The 12,190-nt window shown below is 67.8% G+C and carries 14 protein-coding genes; 6 read left to right on the forward strand and 8 right to left on the reverse strand.

Annotated elements, in window-relative coordinates; translation table 11 throughout:
- The first annotated feature begins 1 nt into the window (after window position 1).
- A complete protein-coding gene (locus tag C0V75_RS02640) occupies window positions 2–1,729 on the forward strand; it encodes a tetratricopeptide repeat protein (RefSeq protein ID WP_101919332.1) in 1,728 nt (575 codons plus the stop codon).
- On the forward strand, window positions 1,716–2,558 hold the full coding sequence (locus tag C0V75_RS02645) for a 4-(cytidine 5'-diphospho)-2-C-methyl-D-erythritol kinase (protein WP_101919333.1): 843 nt from the start codon (window positions 1,716–1,718) through the stop codon (window positions 2,556–2,558). The genes C0V75_RS02640 and C0V75_RS02645 overlap by 14 nt, the downstream gene beginning before the upstream one ends.
- Here C0V75_RS02645 and C0V75_RS02650 read toward each other — a convergent pair.
- The 3 genes from C0V75_RS02650 to C0V75_RS02660 form a co-directional block, all read right to left on the reverse strand.
- A complete protein-coding gene (locus C0V75_RS02650) occupies window positions 2,543–2,869 on the reverse strand; it encodes a hypothetical protein (protein ID WP_143710372.1) in 327 nt (108 codons plus the stop codon). The two genes, C0V75_RS02645 and C0V75_RS02650, sit on opposite strands and share 16 nt — an antisense overlap.
- Before the next feature lie 81 nt (window positions 2,870–2,950).
- Entirely contained in the window at window positions 2,951–3,289 is a 339-nt protein-coding gene (locus C0V75_RS02655; protein WP_101919335.1) for a hypothetical protein, read from the reverse strand.
- 96 nt (window positions 3,290–3,385) lie between these two features.
- On the reverse strand, window positions 3,386–4,387 hold the full coding sequence (locus tag C0V75_RS02660) for a polyprenyl synthetase family protein (RefSeq protein WP_101919336.1): 1,002 nt from the start codon (window positions 4,385–4,387) through the stop codon (window positions 3,386–3,388).
- Window positions 4,388–4,434: 47 nt separating this feature from the next.
- On the opposite strand from C0V75_RS02660, the gene C0V75_RS02665 reads away from it, so the two are divergent.
- From C0V75_RS02665 to C0V75_RS02675, 3 genes are all read left to right on the forward strand, one after another.
- Window positions 4,435–4,653, forward strand: a complete 219-nt coding sequence (locus C0V75_RS02665; RefSeq protein ID WP_101919337.1) for a DUF2007 domain-containing protein — start codon at window positions 4,435–4,437, stop codon at window positions 4,651–4,653.
- Window positions 4,654–4,655: 2 nt separating this feature from the next.
- Window positions 4,656–5,435: a tRNA1(Val) (adenine(37)-N6)-methyltransferase gene (locus C0V75_RS02670; protein WP_101919338.1), complete on the forward strand. Its 780-nt coding sequence runs from the start codon at window positions 4,656–4,658 to the stop codon at window positions 5,433–5,435.
- An 80-nt stretch (window positions 5,436–5,515) separates the two neighbouring features.
- Window positions 5,516–5,683, forward strand: coding sequence for a YdcH family protein (locus tag C0V75_RS02675; protein ID WP_101919339.1), 168 nt, complete (start codon window positions 5,516–5,518; stop codon window positions 5,681–5,683).
- 4 nt (window positions 5,684–5,687) lie between these two features.
- On the opposite strand, the gene C0V75_RS02680 is transcribed toward C0V75_RS02675, so the two are convergent.
- From C0V75_RS02680 to C0V75_RS02695, 4 genes are all read right to left on the reverse strand, one after another.
- Window positions 5,688–6,551: a DMT family transporter gene (locus tag C0V75_RS02680; protein ID WP_101919340.1), complete on the reverse strand. Its 864-nt coding sequence runs from the start codon at window positions 6,549–6,551 to the stop codon at window positions 5,688–5,690.
- A 129-nt stretch (window positions 6,552–6,680) separates the two neighbouring features.
- Window positions 6,681–7,406: a beta-ketoacyl-ACP reductase gene (locus tag C0V75_RS02685; protein WP_101919341.1), complete on the reverse strand. Its 726-nt coding sequence runs from the start codon at window positions 7,404–7,406 to the stop codon at window positions 6,681–6,683.
- A gap of 119 nt (window positions 7,407–7,525) precedes the next feature.
- Window positions 7,526–8,701 (reverse strand): acetyl-CoA C-acetyltransferase, encoded by a 1,176-nt coding sequence (locus C0V75_RS02690; RefSeq protein WP_101919342.1) that lies wholly within the window; start codon window positions 8,699–8,701, stop codon window positions 7,526–7,528.
- 118 nt (window positions 8,702–8,819) lie between these two features.
- A complete protein-coding gene (locus tag C0V75_RS02695; RefSeq protein ID WP_254216354.1) occupies window positions 8,820–9,629 on the reverse strand; it encodes an EAL domain-containing protein in 810 nt (269 codons plus the stop codon).
- A 79-nt stretch (window positions 9,630–9,708) separates the two neighbouring features.
- Between C0V75_RS02695 and C0V75_RS02700 the strand changes: the two genes are divergently transcribed.
- Window positions 9,709–10,287, forward strand: coding sequence for a DNA-3-methyladenine glycosylase I (locus C0V75_RS02700; protein ID WP_101919343.1), 579 nt, complete (start codon window positions 9,709–9,711; stop codon window positions 10,285–10,287).
- Between the two features lie 8 nt (window positions 10,288–10,295).
- Here C0V75_RS02700 and C0V75_RS02705 read toward each other — a convergent pair whose 3' ends face one another.
- Entirely contained in the window at window positions 10,296–12,176 is a 1,881-nt protein-coding gene (locus tag C0V75_RS02705) for a hypothetical protein (RefSeq protein WP_101919344.1), read from the reverse strand.
- Window positions 12,177–12,190: the final 14 nt, after the last annotated feature.

Genomic DNA, 12,190 nt, shown 5'->3' on the forward strand with positions numbered 1-12,190 from the left:
GATGCCCACCCGCCCCCTGCCTGCCCTGCGCGCCCCGGCGCTGTTGATGGCCCTTGCCATGGCGCTGGCGCTGCCCGCCACGGCGCAGGAGGCGGTGGACGGATCGGCGGGCGCCTTCCTTGCCGCCCGCGTGGCCGCCTCGGAAAACGATTTCCGCGAGGCGGCCCGCTGGTATGACCGGCTGATCGCGACGGGGGTGAATGATCCGGCCACGCTGGAAGGCGCGGTGATCGCGCATCTGAGCCTGGGCGAGATGGACCGTGCGGCCGAACTGTCGCGGCAACTGGTGCAGAAGGGCGGGCGCAGCCAGACGGCCTATATCGCGCTTCTGGCCGATCAGGCGAAGCGCGAGGATTATGCCGGGCTGATCGCCGACATCACGGCAGGGCGGACGGTCGGGCGGCTGGTGGATGATCTGGTCATGGCCTGGGCGGCGCTGGGCGACGGGCGCATGTCGGATGCGCTGGATGCCTTTGACGCGCTGGCCAAATCGCCGGGGCTGGAGGCTTTCGGCCTGTATCACAAGGCGCTGGCGCTGGCCTCGGTGGGGGATTTCGAAGGGGCGGACAATATCCTGTCGGGGCGCGAGGCGGGGCAGATCGTGCTGATGCGGCGCGGGGCCATCGCCCATGTGCAGGTCCTGAGCCAGCTGGAGCGCAACCCCGAGGCGCTGGCCCTGCTGGACCGCGCTTTCGGGACGGAGGCCGATCCGCAGCTTGACGGGCTGCGGGCGCGGCTGGCGGCGGGGGAGCCGATCCCCTTTGACATCGTGCGCAACGCGCAAGACGGGATTGCCGAGGCCTTTTTCACCCTTGCCACCGCCCTGCGCGGCGAGGCGGAGGATGGCTATACCCTGATCTATGCCCGCGTGACCGGCCATCTGCGCCCCGATCATGCCGAGTCGCAGCTTCTGGCCGGCGGGTTGCTGGAGGCGCTGGATCAATATGCGCTGGCGGGCGAGGTCTATGCCCGGATCCCGCCCGAGAACCCGGCCTATCACGTGGCCGAGGTGGGCCGCGCCGATACGTTGATTGCCGAGGGCAAGGTGGATGCGGCGCTGGAAGTGTTGCAGGCCCTGACCCGCAGCCATGGCCATCTGGTGGAGGTGCAGTCTGCCATGGGCGATGCCCTGCGGCGCGAGGAACGCTTTGCCGATGCCATTCCCTATTACACCGCCGCCATCGACCGGATCACCGAGACGGAGCAGCGGCACTGGACGCTGTTTTACTCGCGCGGGATCAGCAATGAACGGGCGGGCAACTGGCCCGAGGCCGAGGCCGATTTCCGCCGCGCGCTGGAACTGAACCCGGATCAGCCGCAGGTCTTGAACTATCTGGGCTATTCCTTCGTGGACCGGGGCGAGAATCTGGACGAGGCTTTGGGGATGATCGAACGCGCCGTCGCGGCGCAGCCCGATGCCGGATACATCATCGACAGCCTCGCCTGGGCGCTGTTCCGCCTTGGCCGCTATGAAGAGGCGGTGGAGCCGATGGAACGGGCGGCGCTGCTGGAACCCGTCGATCCGGTGGTGACGGATCATCTGGGCGATGTCTATTGGGCCGTGGGCCGCAAGCTGGAGGCGCGGTTCCAGTGGCACCGCGCGCTGTCCTTCGATCCTGCGGAAAAGGATGCCGAGCGCATCCGCCGCAAGCTGGAGGTGGGTCTTGATGCCGTGCTGGCGGAAGAGGGCGCGAAACCCCTGACCGAAGTGGCGAATGGCAGCAACTGACTTCGCGCCGGCCAAGATCAACCTCTGCCTGCATGTCACGGGGCGGCGGGCGGATGGCTATCATCTGCTGGATTCCATGGTTGTCTTTGCCGGGGTGGGGGATCGGGTCAGCGGGACGCTGGCCGATCCCCCGTCGCTGGCGGTGACGGGGCCGATGGCGGCGAGCCTGTCGGGCGAGGGCGACAACCTTGTCCTGCGGGCCGCGCGGGCGATGGGGGTGTCGGCACGGATCGTGCTGGAAAAGCACCTGCCGGTATCATCCGGGATCGGCGGCGGGTCGGCAGATGCGGCCGCGACCCTGCGCCTTCTGGCGCGGCTGTCGGGCAGGCCCCTGCCGGATGCGGCGGCGGTGCTGGCGCTTGGCGCGGATGTGCCGGTCTGTCTGGCGGGCCGCCCCCTGCGGATGACGGGGATCGGCGAGGGGCTGGCCCCCCTGCCCCCGCTGCCCGAGGCCTGGCTGGTGCTGGCCAATCCGGGTGTGGCGGTGGCGACGCCCGCGATCTTTCGCGCGCTGGCGCGGGCCGACAACGCCCCCCTGCCCCGCGATCTTCCGCGGCTGAAGACGGCGGCGGAACTGGCCGCCTTCCTGATGATGCAGAGAAACGATCTGGAACCGCCGGCGATCACGCTGGAACCCGTCATCGCGCGGGTGAAGGAGCGGCTTTCGGCGCAGGCGGGCTGCCTGATGGCACGGATGTCGGGATCGGGGGCGACCTGTTTCGGCCTTTTCGCCGATCCCCTGTCGGCACATGCCGCCGCCCGCGCGATTCGCGCGGCGGAACCGGGCTGGTGGGTGGCCGACGCGCCGCTGCTTCAGCCCCAGTCGTGACGGAAGGCCACCTCGCGCCCATCGGCGCGGCGGATGGCACGGGCCACGAATTCGGGCGGGAACCCTTCCTCCAGCGCGCCGACAACCGTCACCTCTTCGCCCACCTCGACCGGCAGGCTGTTCGGGCCGATATAGACGGTCACAACCCCCGTCTCGTCCTTCAGCCGGAAGGCATCGGTATCGGTGATCCGCAACACCTTGCCCGCCAGCGTGACGGGCTGGCCACGCGGGGCCTTGGTGATGGGAACCGGGACGGCAAAGGCAGCAGAGGCAGACAGCAGAACGGCGGCCATCGCGGCGGAACGGATCATCGTCATCTCCCTGTTGTTGTCTTGTTGCACAGGGAGGTGGGAAAGCCGCCCGCCCTCCGCAAGGGGGGCGGCCTGCCCGGATCATTCATACTGATGCGAGAAAGCCACCCGGCTGCCATCGGCGCGCACCGCTTCGCGCGCATAAACCTCCAGCCGGCCGAAATCGCGGTCCACGATGCCGCTGAGGGTGATCGTCTCGCCGGTGTTGAAGGGCACGATGCCGGGGCCGACATAGACCAGCACCGAGCCGCTTTCGTCGCGGAGGCGGAATTCATCCTCATCGGTGATCTGTTCCACCACTCCGCTGATGGTGGCGGTGGTGCCATATTGCAGGTCGCCGATGGCGACCGTGGTCGCCGCCGTATTGGCCAGAACGGGACCGGCCACCAGCAGGCCGGCAAGAAGAAGAACGCTGCGCATCGAACCCTCCGTGATGTTTCACTCGGGTCGAGGTCGGCACGCGACCATGCCCGCACAACCGGCCTGACGCGGAGTTTATCGGGCGTGAGCGGCGGATCAGCTAATCCGTGCCACCACGTAATCGGCAAGGTCCGACAGCATGTCGCGCAGATCATGCGCGGGCAGATGGTCCAGCGCCTGCCGCGCCGTGGCCGCCCACATCAGCGCCTCGTCCCGCGCGGCCTCCATCGCGCCATGGCGGGCCATCAGCGCCATCGCATGGGAAAGATCGCCGTCGCGCTGATCCCCCTTCTCGATCACGCGGGTCCAGAAGGCGCGTTCCTCGGCATCGGCCCGCGCCACCGCCTTGATGACCGGCAGCGTCAGCTTCCGTTCGCGGAAATCGTCGCCGGTGTTCTTGCCGATGGCGGCATCGGTGCCGCCGTAATCCAGCAGGTCATCGACGATCTGGAAGGCGATGCCCAGCGCATCGCCATAGGCGCGCAGCGCCTGCACCTGCGCCTCGGGCACCGCCGCGATGACGCCGCCCACTTCCATGGCGGCGGCGAAAAGCGCCGCCGTCTTGCCGCGGATCACCTGAAGGTAGATGGCTTCCGTCGTGCCAAGGTCCTGCGCGGCGGTGAGTTGCAGCACCTCGCCCTCGGCGATCACGGCGGAGGCATTGGCGAGGATGTCCATCACCCGCAGCGACTGCGTTTCCACCATCAACTGGAAGGACCGCGCGAAAAGGTAATCGCCGACAAGGACCGAGGATTTGTTGTCCCACAGCAGGTTCGCCGTGGGCCGCCCCCGGCGGCGCTGGCTTTCATCCACCACATCGTCATGCAGAAGCGTGGCGGTGTGGATGAATTCCACCGTCGCGGCCAGTTTCACATGGTTCTCGCCCGTGTATCCACACATGCGCGCGGCGGCGAGGGTCAGCATCGGGCGCAGACGTTTCCCCCCGGCCTCGACCAGATGCGCCGTCACTTCGGGGATGCGCGGGGCGTGCTCGCTGGCCATGCGGGTGCGGATCAGGGCATTCACCGCCGCCATATCCTCGGCCAGCCATTCGGCCAGCCGGTCATGCGGTTTTCGCGCGGCCTCGTCCAAACCCATACCCCCGCCTCTCGACATTCCGGGGCGGTGCCCCTTTACTCTGCCCCATGAAAGAACTTCTGCGCAGCACCGATCCGACGATCATCGCCTTCGCCTCCGCCCTTCTTGAAGGCGAGGATATAGAGGTATTCGATCTGGACGTCCACATGAGCATCCTTGACGGCAGCCTCGGCATTTTGCCGCGCCGGTTAATGGTGCGGGACGAGGATCTGTTCATCGCCCGCGCGGTGCTGCGCGACAATGGCATCCCGACGGGGCTGGAGTGAGCGTGTTTCCCGACGAGGCCCTGTCGGATGACAAGTTCCTGATGGGCCGCCTGCGCCTGCTGCAACCGGTCAAGGGCTATCGCGCGGCGACGGACCCCGTGCTGCTGGCCGCCGCCTGCCCGGCGCGGGCGGGGGAGAGCGTGCTGGATCTGGGCTGCGGCGCGGGGGCGGCGGCGCTGTGCCTGGCGGCGCGGGTGCCGGGGGTGGTGCTGGCGGGGCTGGAGGTGCAGCCGGAATATGCCGATCTGGCCCGCCGCAATGCCGCGCGCAACGGCGTGACGATGGAGGTGGTGGAGGGCGATCTGGCGGCGATGCCACGGGTGCTGCGGCGCGACTTCGACCATGTCATCGCCAACCCGCCCTATTACGACGCGGGCGGATCGCCCTCGCCCGTCGCGGCGCGGGACCGGGCGCTGCGGGTGGCCACGCCCATCGCCGCCTGGGTCGCCGCCGCGGGGGCGCGGCTGCGGCCAGGCGGCTGGCTGACCATGATCTTCGCGACGCAATGCCTGCCCGAGGCGCTGGCGGCGCTGCCGCCCAAGCTCGGCTCTGCCGCCGTGCTGCCCCTGGAACCGCGGATCGGACGGGCGCCGCCGCGCGTGATCCTTCAGGCACGCAAAGGGGGCCGGGCGGCCTTCCGGCTGCTGGCCCCTGTGACCCTGCATGAGGGCGCGGCGCATGATGGCGACCGCGAGAATTACACCCCTTTGGCGAGGGCCGTCCTGCGCGAGGGGGCCGATCTGTCGGCGGCCTTTGGCCGGGATGGGAACACCTGTCCGTAAGTCGGCACCGAATATCCGTGACACGACTCGGTGGTTGTGTTGCACTCAACCTGTCGGAACCAGTCACGAGGAGGACGGATATGACGATTGCTTCGCATCTGCAGGAACTGCGCCGCAAGCATGAGCACCTCTCTGAAATGGTCGAGCGTGAGCAGCGAAGCCCCGGCGCGGATGCCCTGAGGATCGCCGAGCTGAAGAAACAGAAACTCAGGCTCAAGGAAGAAATGACCCGCCTGCAACAGGCGTAAGGGATCAGTCCCCGGCGCTGGTGCCCGCCCGGGCCGCCAGCGCCGCCCCCCCCGTGATCAGCACCGCCGCGCCGAGGATTGTCCAGGACGCCGGGCTGATACCCGCGATGACCAAGGCAAGGGTGGACAGCAGCGGTGCCGCGTAGGAGGCGACGCCGAGAAGCTGGATGTCGCCCTTCTTCATCCCGATATCCCAGGTGAAGAAGGCCGCCCCCACCGGGCCGATGCCCAGCGCGAGGATGGACAGCCAGCCGAGGCCCGTGGCGGGCCAGACCGTTTCCTCCACCAGCGGATGCACCAGCGCGGACAGGATCGCCGTGCCGAGGCAGAAGATGGTGACGCTCTCCGTCGGCACATCGCCCAGGCGGCGCGACAGGGTGGAATAGCCGGCCCATGTGATCGCGCAGAGAAAACCGAGGAACAGGCCCAGCGGCGTGGCCGCGCCGCCCGCCTCGCGCCCCAGAACGATCAGCGCGGCCCCGGCAAAGGCGATGACGGCCCCGATCAGGACCATGGGGCGCAGCCTTTCGCCCGGCAGGAAACTGGCGAAAAGCACGATGAAGAGCGGCCAGAGATAGGCCATCAGCCCCGTCTCGGCCGCAGGCGCGATGCGGAAGGCGGTGAAATAGAGCGCGTGATAGCCGAAAAGGCCGAGGATGCCGAAGGCATAGACCTTCCACGAAATGCCGCGCAGCCGGTCCAGCCCGTTCCTGAGTGTCCAGATCAGGCCCAGCATGCCGCCGATGCCGAAGGTGAGGGCATTCAGCAGGAAGGGCGGCACCGGGGCCGACCCGATGGTGAAGAGCGCAAGCAGCGCCCACATCAGGACGGCGGTAAAGCCGATGGCTGTTGCGCGTGACGTCTTCATCCCTGCCTCACCAAATTTCTTCGAAGAAATTTGCAAAAACCTTCGAAGATTTTTGGCCCTTCTACCGGCTGCGGCGCAAAAGCAAAAGGCCCGCGCCGAGCGCGGGCCTTTCCTGCGAAAACTGCCGGTTCAGACGAAGAACTGCCCGCCATTGGCCGAGATGGTGGAGCCGGTGATGAAGCCCGCATCATCCGAGGCCAGGAAGACCACCGTCCGCGCGATTTCCTCCGGTTCGCCCAGACGGCCCACCGGGATCTGCGGGATGATGCGTTCGTTCAGCACCTTTTCGTCGATCGCCTTGACCATCTCGGTCGCGATATAGCCCGGGCAGATCGCGTTGACGGTGATGCCCGCCCGCGCCCCTTCCTGCGCCAGCGCCTTGGTGAAGCCCAGATCGCCCGACTTGGCGGCGGAATAGTTGGCCTGCCCCGCCTGCCCCTTCTGCCCGTTGATGGAGGAGATGTTGATGACGCGCCCGAACTTGCGGTCGCGCATCCCCGACCAGAGCGGATGAGTCATGTTGAAGAGGCCGGTGAGGTTGGTGTCGATCACCTCTTTCCACTGCTGCGGCGTCATCTTGTGGAACATGGCGTCGCGGGTGATGCCCGCATTGTTCACCAGCACATCCACCGGGCCGACCTCGGCCTCGACCTTGGCGATGCCCGCCACGCAGGCATCGTAATCCGCGACCGACCATTTGAAGGTGGGGATGCCCGTCTCCTTGGTGAAGGCCGCCGCCGCCTCATCGTTCCCGGCATAGTTGGCAGCCACCTTGTAGCCCGCCGCCTTCAGCGCCACCGAAATCGCGGCGCCGATCCCGCGCGAACCACCCGTCACCAAAGCCACTCGTGCCATTCGTCCCTCCTCCTGAATTCGGACATGCTTGAAATGGTGTTACCGAAACGAAGAAGGGCGCGCAACATTATTGCGCGCCCATTTCGCATCTGCGGCATTGTGGCCGCAGCATCCGCCGATCAGGCGCGTTCCAGGCACATGGCGACACCCATGCCGCCGCCGATGCAGAGCGTGGCAAGGCCGCGCTTGGCGTCGCGCCGCGCCATTTCAAAGAGCAGCGTGTTCAGGATGCGCGCGCCCGAGGCGCCGATCGGGTGGCCGATGGCGATGGCGCCGCCGTTCACGTTCACGATGGACGGGTCCCATCCCATGTCCTTGTTCACCGCGCAGGCCTGGGCGGCGAAAGCCTCGTTCGCCTCCACGAGGTCGAGGTCGCCCACCTTCCAGCCCGCCTTGGCCAGCGCCTTGCGGCTGGCATGGATCGGGCCGACGCCCATGATCGACGGATCAAGTCCCGCGGTGGCATAGGAGGCGATGCGGGCGAGCGGCGTCAGCCCGCGCTTTTCCGCCTCTTCGGCCGACATGATCAGCACCGCCGCCGCGCCATCATTCAGGCCCGAGGCATTGCCCGCCGTGACCGACCCGTCCTTGGTGAAGGCGGGTTTCAGCTTCTGCATCGAGTCGAGCGTCGCGCCGTGGCGGATGTACTCGTCCGAATCGACCGTCACATCGCCCTTGCGGGTGGAGATGGTGAAGGGGATCACCTCATCCTTGAACTTGCCGGCCTTCTGCGCGGCTTCGGCCTTGTTCTGGCTGGCCAGCGCAAATTCATCCTGCATGTCGCGGGAGATTTGCCACTGCGCGGCGACATTCTCGGCCGTCTGGCCCATGTGATAGCCGTTGAAGGCATCCCACAGCCCGTCCTTGATCATCGAATCGATGAACTTCATGTCGCCCATCTTGGTGCCCGCGCGCATATGCGCGACATGGGGCGACAGCGACATGCTTTCCTGCCCGCCCGCGACCACGATCCGCGCATCGCCAAGCTGCACATGCTGCGCGCCCAGCGCCACGGCCCGCAGGCCCGACCCGCAGACCTGATTGAGCGACCAGGCGCTGGCCTCCTTGGCCAGACCGGCCTTGATATGCGCCTGCCGGGCCGGGTTCTGGCCCTGACCGGCGGTCAGCACCTGACCGAGGATCGTCTCCTCAACCTCGGCCTTGTCGACACCGGCGCGGGCCACCACGGCCTCGATCACCGCCGCGCCAAGGTCATGGGCCGGGGTATTGGCGAAGGCCCCGTTGAAGCTGCCGACGGCCGTCCGGGCCGCGGAAACGATGACGACATTGGTCATGGCTGATCCTCTCTCTCCCACACCGGGCAGGGTCCACGCGACCCCGCCGCCTTGCAGCATGGCCTAGACGCGGGGGGAAACAAAAGCAACAATCTTGCGGGCCCGGATTGACGCAGGGTCATAGCCCCTGGGGATAGAGCTTGGGCAGGCCAAGATGGTGGCCCTGAAGGCAATCCACCCCCAGGGCGGCAAGCCATTCAGCCTCGGCCGCCGTTTCCACCCCCTGGGCCACGGTCAGCATGTCGAATTCCCGCGCCAGGGCGAGGCAGGCAGAGACCATCACCTGATTGTCCGCCTGCGCGGCGACGTCGCGGGAAAAGGCGGCGTCGATCTTCATCAGGTCGAAGGGCAGGTCGCGCAGATGGCGCAGATGCGTCAGCCCGGCCCCGAACCCGTCCAGCGCGAAGGCGATGCCTTTGGGGCGCAGCTCCGCCATCAGCCCGGCCAGCAGTTCCGGCACCGTCATCGCGCTGGACTGGCTGATTTCCAGGATCAGCCGGTCGCCCAGACCCGCCTCGCGCGCAAGGCCCGCGCGCAGCAGGCGCAGCCAGCGCGGCCAGCCCACCGAGCGGGCCGACATGTTGACCGACAGGCGCAGCGTCGGATGGCGGATCAGCGCCTCGATCCCGATGGCCAGGGCGGCGCAGTCGATGTCGCGGCCCAGCGCGTGATTTTCCACCGCGGCGATGAAATCGCGGGCGGGAATCACCTGCCCGCCGGGATCGAGCAGCCGGATCAGCCCTTCGTGGAACCCGATGCGGGACGGGCGGCGCGCCACGACGACCGGCTGATAGGCCAGCCGGAGGCGGCGCTGGCGCACCGCTTCGGCCACCCGGTCCAGTATCCGCCCGTCGCTTTCGGCCAAAGCCGCCGAAAGCGGGCTGCCAAGCCCGTCTTCCATCGCCCGCGCCCCCTGCGCATCCTTCAAGCCAAACCCTTGGCAAGACTGCCCGCCTCCCCGTAAAGATCGGGTAAAGCCGTGCGCCGCGCCGGGGAGGGACCGACAGATGACCGACCGTTGCCCCTGGTGCGGGACCGATCCGCTTTACGTCGCCTATCATGATGAAGAATGGGGCGTTCCCGAACGCGACCCGCGCGCCTTGTGGGAAAAGCTGGTGCTGGACGGGTTCCAGGCCGGGCTGAGCTGGATCACGATCCTGAAAAAGCGCGACAATTTCCGCGCGGCCTTTGCCGGATTCGATCCCGTCACCATCGCCGGATGGGGCGAGGCCGAGGTGGCGCGCCTGCTGGCCGATCCCGGCATCGTCCGCCATAGGGGCAAGATCGAAGGCACAATCCGTTCGGCCCAAGCCTTTTTGGCGGTGGAAGAGCGGGAAGGTTTCGCCCCCTATCTGTGGAAGCATCTGGACGGCCGGCCCTTGCAGAACGCGCCGCGCAGCATGGCCGACATCCCGACCCAGACGCCGCTGTCAGAGGCGATTTCGCGGCAGTTGCGGAAGGATGGCTTCACCTTCTGCGGGCCGACCATCGTCTATGCCTTCCTTCAGGCCACGGGGCTGGTGAATGATCATCTGGTGACCTGCCCCGCCCATGCCCGCGTGCGGGCGCTGGCCGATCCGGCCTGACCGCCGCCTCAGCGGCGGGCGGGGCCGATCAGTCGCGCCAGCCTGGTAAAGACCTCGTCGGGGTCGAGGGTGACATTGGCGATATTCGGCCGCCGGTCATGGATCGACTTGCGCGCCCCCTGCGCCACGGGCCGTGCCCGCAGCAAGAGGGGCGGCACTGTATCCTGCACCTGCCAGGCACCGCTGACGGGGATATCCTCGTCATCCGTGCCATCCGGCACCGCCTGATAGACCAGACCGGGCGCCCGGGAAAACCAGCCGACCTTGTGCTGCGTCGTGCCATAGGGCGTGAGATAGACATCCGCCCGCTCGGCCCAGAGCACGCTTTCGCGCAGCGAATTGCCCACCATGTTGACCACCCGGTCGGGCTGGGTGACGCGGGCACGGATGCCCTCGGCGATGGCGTGCAGACGGTCGATGGTGGCGGCCCAGCGATCCGTGATCTCGTCCCGGCCCACCGGATAGGAAAACCCGTCAAGCAGAAGCCGCGCCTCGGGATAGGCCGCGAAGAGCCGGTCGGCGATATGGCGGATGCCGTCTTCCTGACCAATCCAGCTTTTGTCGCCGAGGCGCATCCCGATCCAGACCACGGGCCAGGCCGGGGGCAGCGCCTCGGGCGACAGGGCGCCGCGGGCCGGGGGCAGGCGCCGCATCGCGGCGCGCAGCCGTTCGATCAGCGAGAAGGCCACGAAGTACCCCCCCGCCACGACCAGAAGATCGGTTTCCGACCAGGGGCAGGGGTCCACGATGGCCGAACGCGGCACCGTCCGCAGCCGCCCGCGCAATTCGGGATAGAAGTCATCGAGCGGGCCGAAGAATTCCGTCCCGCCGAACAGCACTTCGGCGATCCGGTCACCATTGCCTTCAAGGAAGACACGCTCCAGCCCGCTGTAATAGTTCCAGATGTGATGGGCAAAGTTCGGGACCTGGGTGATCGACAGGAGCACCCGGCGCGGCCTGTCAGGGGCCGGACCGCGCGCCATCGCGGCATTGTAGTCGGACACCGACCGCGCCGCCCGCGTGGCCAGCACCACCAGCAGATTGGTCAATTCGCGGGTGAAGCCCGCCCGGTTCGCCTTTGCCCCCAGATCGAGGACAAGATCGAATTTCGGGATGTAGATCGCGCTGGCCTTGGCCCCGCTGCCATGGGTGATCAGGAAAAAGGGATGGGTGCCCAGATAGTGATAGCAGGCCCGCCCGTAGATCGCGCAGGAATCGACCGGATGCACCATCCGGCCAGAGAACGGGTCGGGCATCGGCAGGCGGCCCGTCTCGACCGCGCGGTCCTGATAGCCGCAGAAGGGTTCCACCGTCTCGACATGCGTCCTTGCGCCACCTTCGGGAAAGGCCGTCTGATCCAGCACCGCCGCCCAGACGGGATGGCAGCGCAGAAGGGGCCGCAACGCCTCGGCCAGCGCGGCAAGGTCGATCCCCAGCCTGGCGCACTGCGCGAGGTCGGCCCGGCCGGGCGCAAAGACCGAAACCCGGCGCCGGTTCTGCGGGGCCAGCAGGAAGAGAAGGAACTTGTCGGCCGCCAGCATCGCCCGCGCCTCTGCGGGGCCGATGGGGCGGCCCTCGGCGAAGAGACGCCAGAAGCGCCGGGCCCTGACCATCGGCGGGGTCTGGAAGAGCCGGGCGATTCGGTCGGCCAGCCGGGCCTTCAGATCGGCGGGCGGCATCAGGTCGGCCAGCCGCATCACCACGCTGCGCATCAGGTCGGGGCTTTCGTCCAGCAGGGCGAAGAGCGCTTCGATCCGGTCTTCGCCCGGCCCGATGGCGACCGCCTCCCAGGCGGCCAGCCGCGTGCGATCCGTGGGATGGGCAAGGACGGCGGCCCGCAATTCGGCGCATTCGTCCAGGCTGGCCGGGGCGGCCTGCATTTCTTCCATGGGTCACTCGCACT

The organism is Tabrizicola sp. TH137 (assembly GCF_002855575.1).
In the GTDB taxonomy this organism is placed as follows: Bacteria; Pseudomonadota; Alphaproteobacteria; order Rhodobacterales; family Rhodobacteraceae; genus Paragemmobacter.

What these genes read in the sequence shown, in the direction of transcription:
- C0V75_RS02640 (WP_101919332.1), top strand. Translation starts at nt 2, where the DNA reads ATGCCCACCCGCCCCCTGCCTGCCCTGCGCGCCCCGGCGCTGTTGATG.
- C0V75_RS02645 (WP_101919333.1), top strand. Translation starts at nt 1,716, where the DNA reads ATGGCAGCAACTGACTTCGCGCCGGCCAAGATCAACCTCTGCCTGCAT.
- C0V75_RS02650 (WP_143710372.1), bottom strand. Translation starts at nt 2,869, where the DNA reads ATGATCCGTTCCGCCGCGATGGCCGCCGTTCTGCTGTCTGCCTCTGCT.
- C0V75_RS02655 (WP_101919335.1), bottom strand. Translation starts at nt 3,289, where the DNA reads ATGCGCAGCGTTCTTCTTCTTGCCGGCCTGCTGGTGGCCGGTCCCGTT.
- C0V75_RS02660 (WP_101919336.1), bottom strand. Translation starts at nt 4,387, where the DNA reads ATGGGTTTGGACGAGGCCGCGCGAAAACCGCATGACCGGCTGGCCGAA.
- C0V75_RS02665 (WP_101919337.1), top strand. Translation starts at nt 4,435, where the DNA reads ATGAAAGAACTTCTGCGCAGCACCGATCCGACGATCATCGCCTTCGCC.
- C0V75_RS02675 (WP_101919339.1), top strand. Translation starts at nt 5,516, where the DNA reads ATGACGATTGCTTCGCATCTGCAGGAACTGCGCCGCAAGCATGAGCAC.
- C0V75_RS02680 (WP_101919340.1), bottom strand. Translation starts at nt 6,551, where the DNA reads ATGAAGACGTCACGCGCAACAGCCATCGGCTTTACCGCCGTCCTGATG.
- C0V75_RS02685 (WP_101919341.1), bottom strand. Translation starts at nt 7,406, where the DNA reads ATGGCACGAGTGGCTTTGGTGACGGGTGGTTCGCGCGGGATCGGCGCC.
- C0V75_RS02690 (WP_101919342.1), bottom strand. Translation starts at nt 8,701, where the DNA reads ATGACCAATGTCGTCATCGTTTCCGCGGCCCGGACGGCCGTCGGCAGC.
- C0V75_RS02700 (WP_101919343.1), top strand. Translation starts at nt 9,709, where the DNA reads ATGACCGACCGTTGCCCCTGGTGCGGGACCGATCCGCTTTACGTCGCC.
- C0V75_RS02705 (WP_101919344.1), bottom strand. Translation starts at nt 12,176, where the DNA reads ATGGAAGAAATGCAGGCCGCCCCGGCCAGCCTGGACGAATGCGCCGAA.